Consider the following 15,952-nt stretch of genomic DNA (forward strand, 5'->3'; position numbering starts at 1 on the left):
GATTCAATATTAAATTGAGGATTTGTCGAAAATTGTCTGTTTATTAGTAATGTTTGTCCTATATAATTTTAGTATATTACCGATAGGACGGTGTCACGTGGATATTGTATTATACATTGGTTTGGGGATTTTAGATGCATTGGCAATGCTGCTGCTGATCATGAAATTATTTAAACTTCCGATTTGGACGTACCGCTACAAAATAGGTGGATTTGTTCTTTTTATTGCCGTTTTCTCTTACATAATAAGGATTGTTTTGGAAGTCCCGCAAATCGATTTGCCCTTGCAGTATATTTTGTTCGCGTTGTTTTTACGGTTGGCCGTGAAAATAAAATTGCATCTGGCAGCGTTCATGTGCGGAGCGGGAATCACAGCCTATGCCGTGCTGCAAATGGTACTCTATTTTATTTTTCAATACACGGGTATTATGTCGGTCACAGTTGTACAGCAATCTATGGGCTGGCTGGTCTATTTGCTGCAAGCGACCTCCATTCTGTCCGCGTATTTAATCTCATATGGCCTATATCGTTTTAATCTCGGGTTTTCCTTCATCCCCAGCCCTCCTCATGATTTCTATTCCAAGGAGGACTACCTCTCTGACCATAACTATGTTTTGGTGATCGGCAATGTGATTTCTGTTATTACGATTTGTTTGACGTTAGTGTTATTGTATCGTGCAAATCCACTTGGATTATTGGTGTTGGCCATTATGAATTATGCGATGCTCTATTACTTCTCTAAACGGAGGGAGGATCATGATTCTCGAAAGCCTGTCGAAATGCCTGGCAACCCAAATAAAGGAGGCTGACCCGGAAGGACCCGGTTCCATTGAGGTGCTGACCTATGGGATTGGATTGAAATTGAACCTGTTCACCTGTCTGGTGTTGACAGCGCTGTTCGGAACCATACTGGATACGTTGGCAGGTTCTTTTTTCGCATTGTTTTCCTTTATGGCTCTTCGAAGGTTTTCGGGAGGAGTTCATCTGCCCATTACACTATGTTCGATCGTCACAGCAATGGCGGCATCGATTATTCCCTTGATCACCATGTCGCCATCGGCAATCCTGTGTGTGACAACGATCAGTTTTGTGCTGATGCTGATTTATGCCCCGCAATATTATGAAGCCGTTCGTCGTAGCCGGTGGGAACCATGGTACAAGTGGATTGCCGCCTGCATCGTAGGCAGCAATTTTGTTTTAGTATCCAATATTTTGGCATTGGCGTTTTGCTTGCAGGCTGTATTAATCGTGCCCCTATGGAAAGGACGAGAGGAGGTGAATTGGAATTGAAGCCATCAATAGCACGTATACTTGCCAAACTTATAACGTCGTCTGCACTAAAATCCGCCACGCAGCCCAAGAGCATTGTCGGCACGTTGCCGCTTCCTGATGAACTGAAGAACAACCAGAAATAAGCAATTATAACTATTCTCACTGGATGGAGTCGACACATGATGGTGCGGTTCATAACATAATGGATATCTGTATACAATAACGCCTCCAAGCAAACTACTTGGAGGCGTTAATCATTACATCATAATCAATATTACTTTTCCGTTCACAAAAGATACGATATCGAAATTGGAGTACCCCCAGGTTTCAATGGTTTTTCCACCACCAGTGGTAATGTCCTTGGCTGCCGGATTCCCCCATGAAAGCTGTACCTGCTCTTTGGTCATGCCGAGGGATACCTGGCCTGCTTTAATCTGTTTCCACACCGATGCGGACCATTTATATTTTTGATAGGGATCGTAATTTAATAATGAAGAACGATCTGCAAACAGCTGCATTACTTCGGATGACCGCATGGGATAGCTTTTCACTGTTTTTCCTGATGTTGATGTGAAGATAACGTTGAATTCACCTTTGTCGTCCGGCAAAATATCGCTTACCTTTAATTTGGAGAAGCGTTCCAAGCCTTCAAAATCGTTCACCCAATACGTTCGGCCGATAAATTTAACCAAGCTGCCCTGCATCGCTTTTTTGATCAATCCAGCCGTTTCGCTGGAGACAACGGTCAGGGTTGCATCTCCGAAGGAGATATCCGCTTGTTTCCACTTGGCATCCCAGCTGATTTTGGCTCCCAGCGCATCGGAGAACACAGCAGCCGGAATCAGTAACTCGCCTTTATCCGTAAGTGGGGCTGCCTTCAGACGTATAGGATTACCATTCAGGATGGCTTGGCTGCTGCCAGCTTTGAACGAAAGCACGTTCTCGCCAAACTTCGCTTCGATGCCTCCGTTTTTAGCCGAATACGTGCCGCCGAGTGCCTGAATGATGGTTTTCGCTGGAACCATGACATTCCCATTGACCTGTTTGGCATATTTCAAATTGCTGCGAAGACTGGACGATACCGTTACCGACTTAGACAGGCCGCCAGAGGTTACCGTAATCTGTGTCTTGCCAACGCCCGCAGGTTTTAGCGTGCCGTTCTTTTGCATGTTCATTAAATATGGCTTCTCGATGTCGATCCGGGCATCTTTAACAGGTACCTTGATCTTGGCCCCATTGGTGTAGGTTTCCTGGATACTCATTTCCAGTGTGTCCCCTACAAAAGGCTTGGCATCGGAAATCGAGATCGATAAGCTCTTAACGACAGGCACATCAACAGGCTTGTTCTGTCCACCCTTATGATGTATCCAGCTTCCATCCGCACGCTGTGCATAGAACCCCTCCGACAGATCCGTTGCATTCCCATCTATGGATGTCCTAACGATCCCGCTAAGTCCGGAGACCTGCTCTTTGAGCTTCCAGCGGTCTTTATACACACCCGTTGTCCAAACGGTTCCGTCCTTCAGTGTCACAATCAGAAGATCCGTTGGCTCATTCGAGACATACACGATATGAACTGCATTCTGGGCCACGGTAACCGGTATGATGCGCCCGTTATCATCGAAGTTGGACGTCTCGTACACTACGACATCACCGTTGTCATGCAGGAGGGCAACACGCCCGCTATGAACCGTCATGGATCTAACCGTGACCGGGCTTTCCACGATGCCCAGCTTTTTGAATTGACCTCTTTTGTAATTATCCTCCAACAGCAGCTCTCCGTTCGAGGACAATGCGGCAAATTCCTGATCCGCATTGGCGATCAGCATAATGCCACTGAGGCTCTTTGCTTTTTCATTGCCGAACCATACCGTCCCGTCTGACTTCAGCCAGTAGGAACCCGCGATCTGCTTCACACCGCTTGTTCCCGGAACGACCTGGGGACCCTTGCCGATGTCCCATTCCGCTAATCGGCCATCCTTCGTCATGCCGATGCCCCTATACTCATAACCACTGATGGCAGCGACTGTACCGGGTGTCCGGATAGCATGGCGCCCGTCAATCAAAGACCACATCGAGCCATCACTCATCAGATAGGTGTTCCTTCCCGCAATGTCTTTGATCTGGAGCTCGGACTCCTCCGCAAAAGCAATGCCTTGCGTTGTCCCAGCTAACCCAAGCCCTGCCAGCATGCTGAACAAGACGAGAATATACAACATTCTTTTCACTTACATGACCTCTCCTCTGTACAAACAGGAATATTTTTCAAACAGCTTAATTGATTTCGACAAAATAGCTGTTATTCCTGCATGAGCGAATGGCTTGATAGCATAAAAAGAGAATCAAAAAAAAACGCTCCCCGAATATGAGGAGCGCTTAACTTATTTATAAGCAGATGAGGTTACGCCACCTTATGTGCCACCCTGAATAAAAAAGAACAAAAGCCCCGTAATCCATGCTGCCATTACAGGGCTTTTGTTCGGGAGCCTCCGGAGAGACTCCCTCATGGGAGAGGAGAAACCGGACGAAGAGCTTATGGGGAAACGTAAGTCTTCTCCGCGGTTGTCTACGACATTCATTGATGTCGATATTTCAAGGATGCCCGGCTGCTGCCTAAATATACCTTACTTAGAAAAAAACTTGGGAGCCATGAGGTTTCATTTTTCATATATGGGATGATTGTGTTACGATAATCACTGTCCATGGCGTTGTCATGGCATTAAATTTTTGGATAATGAAACGGGTGAATGAAGCAGTGAGAGTAGTATCCGGAAGTGCTAAAGGCCGGCCGCTCAAAAGTGTGCCAGGTACAAGCACCCGTCCGACGACGGATAAAGTGAAAGAATCCATATTCAGTATGATCGGCCCTTACTTTGAGGGGGGAACCGCGCTTGACCTGTTTGCAGGTACGGGAGGCCTTGGTATTGAGGCGTTAAGCCGGGGAATTGATCGTGCTGTTTTTATTGATGTGGAGCCGAAAAGTATCAGTACGATCAAGGATAATTTGAAGGCTGCCCGGCTTGAGGAAAGAGCCGAGATATACCGCAACGATGCGGCAAGAGCACTTAAAGCACTCGAGAAGCGCAGCTTCAAATTCGATCTGGTCTTTTTGGACCCGCCATACAGATTCAAGAACGGTGATGAGCTGATGGTGGATATGGCCGAGCGAAGTTTGCTGCAAGACCTGGCTGTGGTGGTATTGGAATACGAATCGAGTTACAATTATCCTGAGAAATTTGGTGATTTTTGTTGTCTCCGGACCGTGAAGTATGGAGAGACCGCCATATCGATATACCGTTATGAAATTGCGCAAGATCAAGCGGGCAAGCTTGACGAGGAGGAATTACAGGATGACAAATGAGAATACTAGTACATATCGCGTTGCCGTATACCCGGGCAGCTTTGATCCGGTCACAATGGGTCACATGGACATCATTACACGTGCTTCGAAGCAGTTTGATCTGCTGATCGTAGGCGTGTTGAATAATTTAAGCAAAAATCCGCTGTTTACGGTGGAGGAGCGGACGGAACTGTTGAGACAGGCCACAAAACACCTGCCTAATGTCGAAATCGACAGCTTCCGCGACCTTCTGGCGAACTATATCCGCCAGAAGAATGCCCAAGTCATCGTACGTGGCATTCGCACGGTCACCGATTTTGAATATGAACTTCAGCTGGCTTCCACCAATCACAAGCTGAACCCGGATGCGGAGACCATCTTCATGATGACCCATCCGAAATATTCGTTCTTAAGCTCAAGTCTTGTTAAAGAGATTGCCCACTTTAATGGAGATACTACGGATCTGGTGAGCCGCGAGGTTGATGCAGCCCTACGCCGCAAATTCAGCGGCGATAACGCTCAATAAAGCGGGAGCACAACCCGAAAACAGCTATCAACAACAAACAAATCACGGCCTGGAACTGCAAAAATGAAGGAAAACCGCTCCAAAAATTAAAAAGCTGTTCTGTGGCTGCATGCTCTAAAGGCTCCGTTCGGAATGCCGGTACAATGCCTGCCGAAAGAGCACTGGCGGGTTTCCATAATGCGATTGTAATCAGAAAAGCGAACACGGAATGCAGGGCGCGCTTCATCATAAAGAAACGCCAGGAGAGACCGGTTTCCCGCATCAGGGACAGGCTTTGCAGCTGGGCGCTTATCCCGCTCCATGCCAGTGCGGCAGACAGAACGGCCAGCTGCAGGGTTCCTGTTGAGAATGCTGAGGTGCTGATAGACTGGGCTGCGAGATGGATTTCCAGTAATCCTGATGTGAAATATGACGGAAGCTGCGGCAGCAGATGGCTGCTCAATACTCTTATAATGACGGCGAAGAACAATATAAAGCCGCCTGTCATCATTAAGGTCTGGACCGAACGGGTAACGGAATCGCCCAGCAATTTGCCGAAGCCCCGGCCATCCCGTTGATGAGCATCCAGCGCTGCGGCGGAGGCGCGTTTCAGGATGGGGTGTTTGGCTAAGTCGTTCATGTGTGTATGGTTCAGGGGCAGTGCAGCGATCTGCCTGTTTGCTGTATGGGAATTTTTACTGAATAGACCGAATGTCCAAGCGGCAAGCAGTCCGGAAATCCAGTGAACGATCAGCAGCAGGTAGCCTGCTTCAGGTTTATGCAGCAGCCCGGTTCCGATGACAACGAGAATGGTCATCGGATTGCAGAAATGGGATATAGCGGCGAGCTTGCCGGCATCGCTGGCATGGAGCTCGCCCTGTTTGTACATACCGGAGGCAGCCTGTGCTCCTGCCGGGAACCCGGCTGTCATTCCTGTTATGAGAACCCAGCCGCCAGTACCGGGAAGTTTGAATATTTTCCTCATCAGAGGGTCTAGCAGAACGCCAACTCCATGGGCCCAGCCATAGGCAATGAGTATTTCCACCAAGACGAGAAAAGGAAGCAAAGCGGGGAATACGATGTTCCACCATAGCTTGAGTGCCTGCAGGGTGGCTTGGAAGGCAGGCTCGGGTGCGCTGACGACAGCCAGTACAAGCAGGAAAGCAGCGGCCCCCAGGAGGATGGTGTTCCACAGCCCGTTTGATGACTTGACGGCGTTGCCTTTATTCATAAGGAATCTCCTTTCTGCGTAAACATGGCTAGTACAACTTTATGCAAGGGAGACAACCGTCAGACCAAACTTGGTGGAAGGCTGGACATATAAGGCGGAGGGAAGGGAAATACATGAAGAAGTCCGTAAAACCGAATGGCTTAAAAATCGCGCTGTATTTATTGTTGGTCGGGGTTATGCTGTACGTTGTCGTTTATATGCCAACCCCTTATCTCGTATACCAGCCGGGAAGCGCTGAGGAGGTTCGCCCGATGATTAGCGTAGAGAAGGGCGATCCGGCGGAAGAGGGAACATTTATGATGACAACCGTGTCGGCAAGTTATGCGAATATTGCGCTGTTAATGCTGTCTGCGTTTAATCCCAATGCAGAGGTTGTAAAGAAGGCGGAAAAGATGGGCGAGCAGAGCAAGGATGAATATGCAGCCACACAGGTGTATTACATGAATTCCTCCCAGTCTGCCGCAATGGAAGCTGCCTACCAGGAAGCCGAGGTGGATTACAGTATTGAGCCTGCCTATGTATTTGTCATGTCGATCTCTGAGAATTCAGCCAATGCCGAGCATTTCCGGCCAGGGGACAAACTGATTAAGGTGGATGGGCAGCCGGCGGAGGATAATGAGAAAATTGCCAGCCTGTTAAGTGGAAAAAGCAAAGGTGATGTGGTGTCCGTAGAGCTTGACCGCAAAGGGAAAACCGTTAAGGAACAGGTGAAGCTGGTTAGCATCAAGGATGATAAGACAGGCGCGGAGCGTCCAGGTCTGGGCGTTATGATCGCCACGATGCAGAAGGTGGAGCCGGCTGATCCGGACCACACGATCCACTTCGCGGATACGAATATCGGGGGGCCCTCGGCCGGGCTTATTTTTACCCTGGAGATTTACAATCAGCTCACCGCTGGAGATTTAAGTAAAGGTTACCGGGTAGCTGGAACAGGCACCATTGATAAATCAGGTGCTGTAGGCCCCATCGGGGGAGTGAAGCACAAGATTGTTGCTGCGGACCGGAAGGAAGCCGATATCTTTTTTGTGCCACAAAAAAATTATGACGAAGCCAAGAAGCGGGCGGACCGAATCAACACGGATATGAAGCTTGTGCCGGTTGAGGATCTGCAGGATGCCGTGGATTACCTAGAGGAGCTGCCGCCTAAGGGGTGAGCGGCGGCAGCAGGTAGTCGCTGTAGAAGTGGCGGATATCCGGCACGGGGTGACCGTTCGCGTAAACGGCGGCAGCCATCAGGTCCCGTTCCAGTTGAGGATGCTGAAGTAGCGTGGGCTTTTGGATCACGGGAAGCGTAGCGCTCTTCTTCATCCGTTTCAGCAGCCCGCGTCCGGTCTCGTTGAATCCGAGTACCCGAATATACCCGGGACCTTTGGCGAGCTCTTCAGGGCTCATAGAGCCCTTGTCATGGTTCAGCATGATGTGCAGCAGCATGCGCTGAAGCTTGGTACGCGTATAACGTTTGGTCTTCAGCGCTCCAAGGAGTCCTTCAACCGTCGGGTTCTCCAACTGTGAGAGCATGCGCTGTACGCGATGCTCCAGACCCTCGGTGACTTCGAGGTAGTCTTCAAGCTGGGCGGGTGTGTGCGTGAGCAGGGTTTGAAACAAGGGCTGGCGAAATCGTTCCCAATGGATCGGAGCTTGTCCGGCCTGGATTTCCCGGTTCATGATCTCCAGAGTGAACTCCGGTATGTAAGGTCTGGCAGCATTCAATCCTTCCGAAAGGATGATATTCCGGATAGCGGTTGCGCTGGCAATGGAAGATGATCCTGGGAGCGGATCGTGATATTGTGCCTGTTCTCTTGGAATGGTATAAGGTGTAATACGGCTGTTTAGCCGGTTGAGTGCGATCAGATAGTGCAGCCCAAGTGAATTGTTCGGCTGTGTCAGCAGTTCCTGCAATGGGTTAACAGCGGGTCCGGATTGGCAGAACACGGCCGCAGCTGCAGCACCATAAGCGGACGGAAAGTTCATTCCTTCCCGAAGATGCTGTTCAATTTTCGACCGGAATTCGCCGGATTCGTTCGCAAGTAAACGGGAGAGCGGCAGAATCTGCTCCAGCGAGCCGCTCTCCGAACCGAAGGATAAACAGTCGACGACCCCGGTAGCCTCCAGAATGGATACCGCACCGTACGCGAACCATTCCGCTGGCTGAACGGCATAGGTGACCGGGAGCTCGATACATAGGTCAACTCCCATGGCGAGCGCCATTTCGGCACGGGCGCGCTTGCCTGCAATTGCGGGCTCGCCTCGCTGCAGGAAAGGGCCGCTCATGACTGCAACCACGGCGTCTGCGCCGGTTACTTCCTTGGATTTATGATAATGCAGGACATGACCATGATGTAAGGGGTTATATTCAACCACAATACCAACCGTTTTCATTTGCTTTTCAACTCCTTGATAAGAATATATCATAATTACATGACGTTCCTGTAACAATAAACGTGTCGCCCTAGCGGGTGATGTTCTTGGGGTAACATGAGAAATATCGGGAAACAATAATGGTTCTTCAAGGTTATCCTGTTGACAAAACTCTTGCGGAATCGGTATAATAATCTTTGTTTGTTTGGAGTGATGGATATGCTAATTCAATTTCGTAAATTGACAACCAGCGATCAACCGTTACAGTTCCATCAAACCGTGGATGTAAGCAACGCCGTTAAGGGCCGAAAAGATATTGTTGCTGTTCAACCACTAGACGTGGATTTGAAAGCAACACCTTCGATTTCCGGTACGGTTGATGTTCGTGGAAGTCTGCAGGGCGAGCTGGAGATGCATTGCTCCCGCTGCCTGAAGCCGATAAACGAACATGTGCACATCCCTTTTCATGAAGTATTCCAGCCGGTGGAAGATCCTGAAACCCTTCAGGATGAGAATGATGATACTACATACGTACAAGGTGAGAGTGTGGATCTCACTCCCTATGTAGAAGAAACATTTTTGCTCCACCTGCCGCTAGCTCCGGTTTGTAGTGCCGACTGCAAGGGACTTTGCCCGAATTGTGGCAAGGACTTGAATGAAGACACATGCAGCTGCGATACGGAAGTGATCGATCCAAGGCTGGCCGGACTCAAGGACTTCTTTAAATGATGATGGATATGGCACCCGTGTTCAGCGGGTTGAACTGATAAGGAGGTGGGAACATGGCAGTACCTCAACGTAGAACGTCCAAAACACGTCGTGACAAGCGTCGTACTCATTTTAAGCTGGCTGTGCCAGGCATGGTGAAATGCGAGCAATGTGGAGAATTGAAACTTGCTCATCGCGTATGTAAAGTATGCGGAACGTATAAGGCAAGAGAGATCATCAAACAATAGTTTTTAAATAAGTAGTACTTCATCTTTGGTGAGGTGCTATTTTTTTTGTCCGAAGTCCCCCTTTCTTTTTAACGTGACTTGATTTATACTTTACATTAGTACCAGGTTCTAATATTTACGACTAATTTACATATATGATTGAAGTATGGCGGCTTTAATAGCGGCAGAAGGAGTTGTTTCGTCATCGATCGTTTATCCAAGAAAGACCGTCACCAGCGGCTGATTCAGCTGATCGACGAGAATCCCTTTGTTACAGACCGCGAGTTGACTCGCCAGCTTAAAGTTAGCATTCAGACGATTCGCCTTGACCGCATGGAACTGGGCATACCGGAGCTTCGTGAGCGGATGAAGCAAATGGCGGAGCATTCCTATGACCAGGTTCGTTCCCTGTCGCTTGAAGAAGTGATCGGGGACGTTGTCGACTTGCAATTGGACAAGAGCGGAATATCGATATTTGAAATCCGTGAGGACCACGTATTTAGCAAAACGCGGATTGCCCGTGGACATTACGTGTTCGCACAAGCCAATTCACTTGCAATTGCCGTTATCAATGACGAAATCGCATTGACCTCTTCAGCGGATATACGGTTCCTGAGACAAGTGCGCCTCGGGGAGAAATGCATTGCCAAAGCCTACGTTAGGTCCATTGCCGGCCAGAAGGGAAAGGCCAAGGTGGAAGTGTTTACTTATGTCGCTGATGAAATGGTGTTTCAGGGGAATTTCGTAATTTACCGATCTACAGGAGAATGACATAAGTAAGGGAGGAACTTTGGCCATGAGAATTGTGGTTGATGCGATGGGCGGTGACAACGCCCCCAAGAGCAATGTTGAGGGCGCGCTGATTGCCGCACAGGAATGGAAGGATACAGAGATCATCCTCGTTGGGGATGAGGCGCAGATGGGAGCGTTCCTTAAGGACAAGCCAGCTAATCTGAAGGTTGTTCATGCAAGCGAGGTCATTGAAGCGGAGGATGAGCCGGTGAAGGCCGTCCGCCGGAAGAAAGATGCTTCGATGGTTGTGGCGGGGCGAATGATTCGCGAAGGCGAAGCGGATGCCATGATCTCGGCAGGCAACACAGGAGCCCTGATGACAACCGGGCTCCTCGTTGTGGGGAGGATGAAAGGCATAGAACGCCCTGCGCTTGCGCCTATGATTCCTACGCTTGACGGCAAAGGGATGCTTGCTCTGGATCTGGGTGCAAATATGGACTCGAAGCCGGAGCATTTGCAGCAGTATGCCTTAATGGGCAGTCTGTATCGCGAGAAGGTGCATGGTATCGCCAAACCGCGGGTCGGGCTGTTAAATGTCGGCACCGAGCCGGGCAAAGGCAATGAATTGACCAAGCATGCATATCCATTACTGGAGGAGCTGCCGATTCATTTTGTTGGCAATGTGGAGTCGCGTGATGTGATGAATGGGGTTTGCGATGTGCTTGTGTGTGATGGATTTTCAGGCAACATCCTATTGAAATCGATTGAAGGAACAGCCGGTGCCCTTTTTTCACTGTTGAAAGAACAGTTCAGCAAGTCGCTTAAGACCAAGATGGCTGCTGCCTTGATGATGCCGGAATTACGCAGCCTGAAGTCCACGCTGGATTATAAGGAGCATGGCGGAGCGCCTCTCCTCGGTCTCAGCGGCTTGGTTGTTAAGAGCCATGGTTCATCGGATGCGAATGCCATCAAGAATGGGATTCGACAGGCGCGGACGGCGCTTCAGAATCGGTTGGTAGAGAGTATTTCGAATGAAATCAGCGGGAAGTGAGTGAGGACATGAACAATTTGCGTCCGGTCGGTATTATTGGAACAGGCAAATATGTGCCCGAGAAGATACTATCGAATCGTGATTTGGAGAAAATGGTAGATACTAGCGATGAATGGATTGTCTCGATGACGGGCATCCGTGAGCGGCATATTGCCGCACCGAATGAAGCTACCTCGGATTTGGCTTATCATGCAGCGGTAAATGCGCTCAAATCCGCTGGAATGCAGGCTGAGGATCTGGAATTGATCATTGTGGCAACCATTACGCCGGATATGTTCTTTCCGTCCACAGCATGTCTGCTTCAGGATCGATTGGGAGCCAAGAAAGCGGCGGCATTTGACCTGTCGGCAGCTTGCTCGGGGTTTGTATATGGCCTTGCTACAGCCACGAATTTTGTGAAGACGGGCATGTACAACAATGCTCTTGTTATCGGTGTGGACTGCTTGTCCCGCATCACGGACTATACCGACCGGAACACATGCGTCCTGTTTGGTGACGGTGCCGGAGCTGCGATTGTCGGTGAAGTGCCGGAGGGCAGGGGATTCCAAGCGTTCGATCTGGGCGCGGAAGGCGCGGGCGGAGCCCACTTGTATATCGAGGCAGGCGGTTCCAGATTGCCGGCTTCTGCCGAAACGATCAATACGAATAAACATTATATTTATATGAATGGCCGCGAAGTGTTTAAATTTGCGGTACGGGTTATGGGTTCTGCGACGGAAGCCGTATTGTCCAAAGCAGGCATCGACAAAAAGGATATTGATTTATTTGTCCCTCATCAAGCGAACATCCGGATTATCAAGTCGGCTATGGAGCGTCTGGAGCTTCCGGAGGAGAAGGTTGTTATCAATGTTGATAAATACGCCAACACATCAGCTGCTTCCGTGCCGTTAGCTCTTGTCGAGGCGCAGGAGTCGGGCCGCTTGAAAGAAGGGGACAAGGTATTAATGGTTGGTTTTGGCGGTGGCTTAACCTGGGGATCCTCGGTACTCATCTGGTAACAGCATTTATTTAGATCCTTTTGATAGAGATAGAAGGGAGCCAACGATTTTGGGTAAAACAGCATTTATATTTCCTGGTCAGGGCGCTCAGTCCGTCGGGATGGGGAAGGATGCATATGACGCGCTTCCCTCCGTGCAGGATATGTTTCAAACAGCGGATGATAAACTTGGATTCTCGCTGAGCTCCATTATTTTTAATGGTCCTGATGCAGAACTTAAACAAACAGTAAATACGCAGCCTGCTCTGTTGGCAACAAGCCTGGCCTATCTGGAAGCCATTCGCGGTAAGGGAATCGAGCCGGATTACGTTGCAGGCCATTCCCTGGGCGAGTACAGTGCGCTTGTATGCGCAGGCGTGCTGTCGTTTGAAGAAGCGGTATCCATCGTAAGAGCCCGCGGGGAATACATGGAAGCAGCGGTTCCAGGAGGCCAGGGAGCTATGGCTGCTGTGCTTGGTGCAGACCGGGACGCTTTGACCACGCTGTGCAGTGGCATTACAGCAGAGGGGCACGTCGTGGAGTTAGCCAACATGAACTGTCCGGGTCAGATTGTCATTTCGGGCTCAGCCCAGGGCGTTGCAGCTGCTGCAGAAAGAATTAAGGAAGCGGGTGGCAAGCGTGCAATACCGCTGGAAGTCAGCGGGCCTTTCCACTCTTCCTTGATGAAGGAAGCGGCAAACCGGCTTGCAGATAAGCTGGAGCAGGCCTCCTTCCATGCACCTTCCGTGCCGGTGGTTGCCAATGTAACGGCACGCCCGGTGGACGATGCCGCTGCAATCCGCGGTTTGCTGGTGGAACAGGTATATTCCCCTGTGCTGTGGCAAGACAGTGTGGAATGGATGATCAGTCAGGGTGTGGATACCTTTGTCGAGATTGGTCCTGGCAGCGTACTTAGCGGTTTAATTAAAAAGATTGACAAATCGGTTAAAGTCATTAACGTGAATAGCCTGGACAGCGTCAACAGCTTGGAGACTGTCGTATAAAATAACTGCTGATCCATGTCGGATCACTCTAGAAAGGAGGAACAGGTATGAGTGAAGCTCTAAAAGGACAGACTGCGCTTGTTACGGGTGCTTCCCGCGGCATTGGCCGGAGCATTGCTCTCGGACTTGCTGATCTGGGCGCTAACGTAGCGGTCAACTATGCAGGGAGCGAAGCTGCCGCAGCCGAGGTTGTGGAAGCAATTCGCGCAAAGGGCGTATCGGCAATCGCGATAAAATCCAATGTTGGACGAACCGAAGAAGCCGAAGCCATGGTAAAGCAGGTAATGGAGACTTTTGGTCGAATTGATATCCTGGTGAATAACGCAGGGATTACTAGAGATAATTTAATCATGCGTATGAAGGAAGAAGAGTTCGATCAGGTGATCGAAACGAATCTTAAAGGGGTATTCAACTGTCTTAAAGCGGTGACACGCCCTATGATGAAACAGCGTTATGGACGGATTATCAATATATCTTCTGTTGTCGGGGCCCTTGGCAATCCGGGGCAGGCCAACTATGTTGCGGCCAAAGCCGGTGTCATCGGCCTGACCAAATCCGCCGCACGGGAGCTGGCTTCCCGCGGAATTACGGTAAACGCCGTGGCTCCCGGTTTTATCGATACCGATATGACCCGGGAACTTTCCGAGGACATGCGGGAAGGTCTGCTCGGCGGTATTCCGCTCGCCCGTCTCGGTCAGCCAGAGGAGATTGCCGGGGTGGTTGCCTTTCTAGCATCTTCCAGCGCATCCTATATGACTGGTCAGGTGCTGCATGTGGATGGCGGTATGTATATGTAGACGCCGCCGATGATCTGGCGCTGGCCGCTGGACATTAAATCGTTTTCAAATGCCTTCTATGGCAATTTGAAGTCATATCTCGTATAATTACCAAGAGGAGGTGAGCCGGATGTCCGATGTATTGGAACGCGTGAAACGCATCGTTATCGACCGCCTGGGTGTTGACGAAGCCGACGTAACATTAGAAGCATCTTTCAAAGACGACCTTGGAGCTGATTCTCTCGATGTAGTTGAATTGGTGATGGAGTTGGAAGATGAGTTTGATATGGAGATCTCTGATGAAGATGCGGAGAAAATTACGACCGTAGGTGAAGTTGTAAATTACATACAATCTCATACCTAAGTCATTACAGTTAAGTCCCGTTCTTTAGCAAGGCGGGACTTCTCCACATTCAATCCTAGCTTCAGTGGCAACAAGTGATAGATTATTACTGCCTTTGTTCAGCTTGAGCCGGAGGTTCGGACTTCATGGCTGGACGGGCAGTCCATATAGAGGTGAGTTTGTTTGAAACAAAGAGTCGTTGTAACAGGAATGGGAGTCATGACCTCGATCGGTCAAGATCTTGATACATTCTGGAATAGTTTAATGGAAGGCAGGTCTGGCGTATCCCGCATCGAAGCATTTGATGTCAGCGAATACACAACCCAGATCGCAGCTTCCATGAAAGAGTTTAACCCGGAAGATTATATGGATCGCAAGGAAGCGCGCAGAATGGACCGTTTCGTGCAGCTTGCTGTTGCAGCCGGTTCGAAGGCACTTGAGGACAGCGGTCTTGAAATTGGAGTGAATGCCGACGCTGAACGGGTTGGCGTATCGATTGGATCGGGTATCGGCGGTTTGGGAACCTGGGAGGATCAACATAACATCCTGCTGGAGAAGGGCCCGAAACGTGTAAGCCCATTCTTTATTCCGATGATGATCGCGAATATGGCTTCCGGCCAAATGTCGATCAATCTCGGAGCCAAGGGTCCGAACACAACGCAAGTTACGGCTTGCGCTACCGGAACGCATTCCATTGGTGATTCATACCGTCTGATCCAGCGCGGTGATGCAGATGTGATGATCTGCGGCGGAGCGGAGGCAACGATTCGTCCGACAGGGATGGCTGGTTTCTGCGCTATGCGTGCGATGTCAACCCGCAATGACGATCCGGAGAAGGCCAGCCGGCCATTCGATACCGGTCGTGACGGTTTTGTCATGGGTGAAGGTGCGGGCGTGCTCGTGATCGAATCTTTAGAGCATGCAACAAAACGCGGAGCTAAAATCTATGCCGAGGTGATCGGTTATGGTTTAAGTGCCGATGCTCATCATATTACCGAGCCGGATCCGGACGGAGCAGCACGCTGCATGAAGATGGCCATTCGCGATGCGGGCATTGAGCCGGAGGAAGTGGATTACATTAATGCTCACGGAACTTCAACACCGGTCGGAGACCGTTCGGAGACGAAGGCGGTTAAAATGGCACTGGGTGACCATGCCTACAAAGTTGCCGTAAGCTCAACCAAGTCGATGACAGGTCACTTGCTTGGAGCAGCTGGCGGCGTTGAGGCCGTTATCTGCGGGCTGAGCCTGAAGAACCAAATTATTGCACCAACAATTAATCTGGAGGATCAGGATCCGGAATGTGATCTGGATTACGTTCCTAATCACCCGCGTAAAGCCGATTTGGATATCGTCATGTCCAATTCGTTCGGATTTGGCGGGCATAATGCTACGATTATCCTGAAAAAATACGCCGAGTAAGGGGACAG

Annotated in this window: 18 protein-coding genes; 15 read left to right on the plus strand and 3 right to left on the minus strand. The window is 49.8% G+C overall.

Annotation, left to right across the window (positions count from 1 at the left end; translation table 11 throughout):
- Window positions 1-97: 97 nt before the first annotated feature.
- The 3 genes from B9D94_RS09465 to B9D94_RS31760 are packed head-to-tail and all read left to right on the plus strand — an operon-like array spanning window position 98 to window position 1,414.
- Window positions 98-808 carry a hypothetical protein gene (locus B9D94_RS09465; protein ID WP_082834426.1) on the plus strand — a complete coding sequence of 237 codons (711 nt, stop codon included), beginning with the start codon at window positions 98-100 and terminating at the stop codon, window positions 806-808.
- On the plus strand, window positions 756-1,289 hold the full coding sequence (locus tag B9D94_RS09470) for an accessory gene regulator B family protein (RefSeq protein ID WP_006211392.1): 534 nt from the start codon (window positions 756-758) through the stop codon (window positions 1,287-1,289). The genes B9D94_RS09465 and B9D94_RS09470 overlap by 53 nt, the downstream gene beginning before the upstream one ends.
- Window positions 1,286-1,414, plus strand: coding sequence for a hypothetical protein (locus tag B9D94_RS31760; protein WP_006211391.1), 129 nt, complete (start codon window positions 1,286-1,288; stop codon window positions 1,412-1,414). The genes B9D94_RS09470 and B9D94_RS31760 overlap by 4 nt, the downstream gene beginning before the upstream one ends.
- Window positions 1,415-1,528: 114 nt before the next feature.
- On the opposite strand, the gene B9D94_RS09475 is transcribed toward B9D94_RS31760, so the two are convergent.
- Window positions 1,529-3,490, minus strand: coding sequence for a stalk domain-containing protein (locus tag B9D94_RS09475; protein ID WP_253806180.1), 1,962 nt, complete (start codon window positions 3,488-3,490; stop codon window positions 1,529-1,531).
- Between the two features lie 536 nt (window positions 3,491-4,026).
- Here B9D94_RS09475 and rsmD point away from each other — a divergent pair.
- Together rsmD and coaD are read left to right on the plus strand one after the other, a co-directional pair.
- The gene (gene rsmD, locus B9D94_RS09480; RefSeq protein ID WP_040680801.1) at window positions 4,027-4,632 is read left to right on the plus strand and encodes a 16S rRNA (guanine(966)-N(2))-methyltransferase RsmD; all 606 of its coding nucleotides are present in this window, start codon (window positions 4,027-4,029) and stop codon (window positions 4,630-4,632) included.
- The gene (coaD, locus tag B9D94_RS09485; RefSeq protein WP_006211388.1) at window positions 4,622-5,137 is read left to right on the plus strand and encodes a pantetheine-phosphate adenylyltransferase; all 516 of its coding nucleotides are present in this window, start codon (window positions 4,622-4,624) and stop codon (window positions 5,135-5,137) included. The genes rsmD and coaD overlap by 11 nt, the downstream gene beginning before the upstream one ends.
- Here the strand turns inward: coaD and B9D94_RS09490 are convergent.
- Window positions 5,115-6,347 carry a nucleoside recognition domain-containing protein gene (locus B9D94_RS09490; protein ID WP_036642010.1) on the minus strand — a complete coding sequence of 411 codons (1,233 nt, stop codon included), beginning with the start codon at window positions 6,345-6,347 and terminating at the stop codon, window positions 5,115-5,117. The two genes, coaD and B9D94_RS09490, sit on opposite strands and share 23 nt — an antisense overlap.
- 113 nt (window positions 6,348-6,460) lie before the next feature.
- Between B9D94_RS09490 and B9D94_RS09495 the strand changes: the two genes are divergently transcribed.
- On the plus strand, window positions 6,461-7,501 hold the full coding sequence (locus B9D94_RS09495; protein ID WP_148246903.1) for a SepM family pheromone-processing serine protease: 1,041 nt from the start codon (window positions 6,461-6,463) through the stop codon (window positions 7,499-7,501).
- Here the strand turns inward: B9D94_RS09495 and B9D94_RS09500 are convergent.
- On the minus strand, window positions 7,491-8,726 hold the full coding sequence (locus B9D94_RS09500; RefSeq protein WP_148246904.1) for a nucleotidyltransferase: 1,236 nt from the start codon (window positions 8,724-8,726) through the stop codon (window positions 7,491-7,493). The two genes, B9D94_RS09495 and B9D94_RS09500, sit on opposite strands and share 11 nt — an antisense overlap.
- Before the next feature lie 198 nt (window positions 8,727-8,924).
- Between B9D94_RS09500 and B9D94_RS09505 the strand changes: the two genes are divergently transcribed.
- The 9 genes from B9D94_RS09505 (at window position 8,925) to fabF (ending at window position 15,944) form a co-directional block, all read left to right on the plus strand.
- Complete coding sequence (locus B9D94_RS09505; protein WP_036642015.1) at window positions 8,925-9,434, plus strand: YceD family protein; 510 nt, start codon at window positions 8,925-8,927, stop codon at window positions 9,432-9,434.
- Window positions 9,435-9,487: 53 nt separating this feature from the next.
- Entirely contained in the window at window positions 9,488-9,661 is a 174-nt protein-coding gene (rpmF, locus tag B9D94_RS09510) for a 50S ribosomal protein L32 (protein ID WP_006211382.1), read from the plus strand.
- A 138-nt stretch (window positions 9,662-9,799) separates the two neighbouring features.
- A complete protein-coding gene (gene fapR / locus B9D94_RS09515) occupies window positions 9,800-10,411 on the plus strand; it encodes a transcription factor FapR (protein WP_152826455.1) in 612 nt (203 codons plus the stop codon).
- 25 nt (window positions 10,412-10,436) lie between these two features.
- Window positions 10,437-11,423 (plus strand): phosphate acyltransferase PlsX, encoded by a 987-nt coding sequence (gene plsX / locus B9D94_RS09520; protein ID WP_006211379.1) that lies wholly within the window; start codon window positions 10,437-10,439, stop codon window positions 11,421-11,423.
- A gap of 8 nt (window positions 11,424-11,431) precedes the next feature.
- A complete protein-coding gene (locus B9D94_RS09525; RefSeq protein WP_006211378.1) occupies window positions 11,432-12,421 on the plus strand; it encodes a beta-ketoacyl-ACP synthase III in 990 nt (329 codons plus the stop codon).
- A gap of 49 nt (window positions 12,422-12,470) precedes the next feature.
- Window positions 12,471-13,403 carry an ACP S-malonyltransferase gene (fabD, locus tag B9D94_RS09530; RefSeq protein WP_148246905.1) on the plus strand — a complete coding sequence of 311 codons (933 nt, stop codon included), beginning with the start codon at window positions 12,471-12,473 and terminating at the stop codon, window positions 13,401-13,403.
- Between the two features lie 47 nt (window positions 13,404-13,450).
- Window positions 13,451-14,200, plus strand: a complete 750-nt coding sequence (gene fabG, locus B9D94_RS09535; RefSeq protein ID WP_036642018.1) for a 3-oxoacyl-[acyl-carrier-protein] reductase — start codon at window positions 13,451-13,453, stop codon at window positions 14,198-14,200.
- 109 nt (window positions 14,201-14,309) lie between these two features.
- A complete protein-coding gene (gene acpP / locus B9D94_RS09540) occupies window positions 14,310-14,543 on the plus strand; it encodes an acyl carrier protein (RefSeq protein ID WP_006211375.1) in 234 nt (77 codons plus the stop codon).
- 162 nt (window positions 14,544-14,705) lie between these two features.
- Window positions 14,706-15,944, plus strand: a complete 1,239-nt coding sequence (fabF, locus tag B9D94_RS09545; protein WP_036642019.1) for a beta-ketoacyl-ACP synthase II — start codon at window positions 14,706-14,708, stop codon at window positions 15,942-15,944.
- The last annotated feature ends 8 nt before the right edge of the window (window positions 15,945-15,952 follow it).

Source organism: Paenibacillus sp. Cedars (assembly GCF_003184205.1).
Lineage (GTDB): Bacteria > Bacillota > Bacilli > Paenibacillales > Paenibacillaceae > Paenibacillus_AQ > Paenibacillus_AQ glucanolyticus.

Coding starts and splice junctions, on each gene's coding strand:
- B9D94_RS09470 (WP_006211392.1), top strand. CDS start 756: ATGATTCTCGAAAGCCTGTCGAAATGCCTGGCAACCCAAATAAAGGAG.
- B9D94_RS09475 (WP_253806180.1), bottom strand. CDS start 3,490: ATGTTGTATATTCTCGTCTTGTTCAGCATGCTGGCAGGGCTTGGGTTA.
- coaD (WP_006211388.1), top strand. CDS start 4,622: ATGACAAATGAGAATACTAGTACATATCGCGTTGCCGTATACCCGGGC.
- B9D94_RS09490 (WP_036642010.1), bottom strand. CDS start 6,347: ATGAATAAAGGCAACGCCGTCAAGTCATCAAACGGGCTGTGGAACACC.
- B9D94_RS09495 (WP_148246903.1), top strand. CDS start 6,461: ATGAAGAAGTCCGTAAAACCGAATGGCTTAAAAATCGCGCTGTATTTA.
- B9D94_RS09500 (WP_148246904.1), bottom strand. CDS start 8,726: ATGAAAACGGTTGGTATTGTGGTTGAATATAACCCCTTACATCATGGT.
- B9D94_RS09505 (WP_036642015.1), top strand. CDS start 8,925: ATGCTAATTCAATTTCGTAAATTGACAACCAGCGATCAACCGTTACAG.
- rpmF (WP_006211382.1), top strand. CDS start 9,488: ATGGCAGTACCTCAACGTAGAACGTCCAAAACACGTCGTGACAAGCGT.
- plsX (WP_006211379.1), top strand. CDS start 10,437: ATGAGAATTGTGGTTGATGCGATGGGCGGTGACAACGCCCCCAAGAGC.
- B9D94_RS09525 (WP_006211378.1), top strand. CDS start 11,432: ATGAACAATTTGCGTCCGGTCGGTATTATTGGAACAGGCAAATATGTG.
- fabG (WP_036642018.1), top strand. CDS start 13,451: ATGAGTGAAGCTCTAAAAGGACAGACTGCGCTTGTTACGGGTGCTTCC.
- acpP (WP_006211375.1), top strand. CDS start 14,310: ATGTCCGATGTATTGGAACGCGTGAAACGCATCGTTATCGACCGCCTG.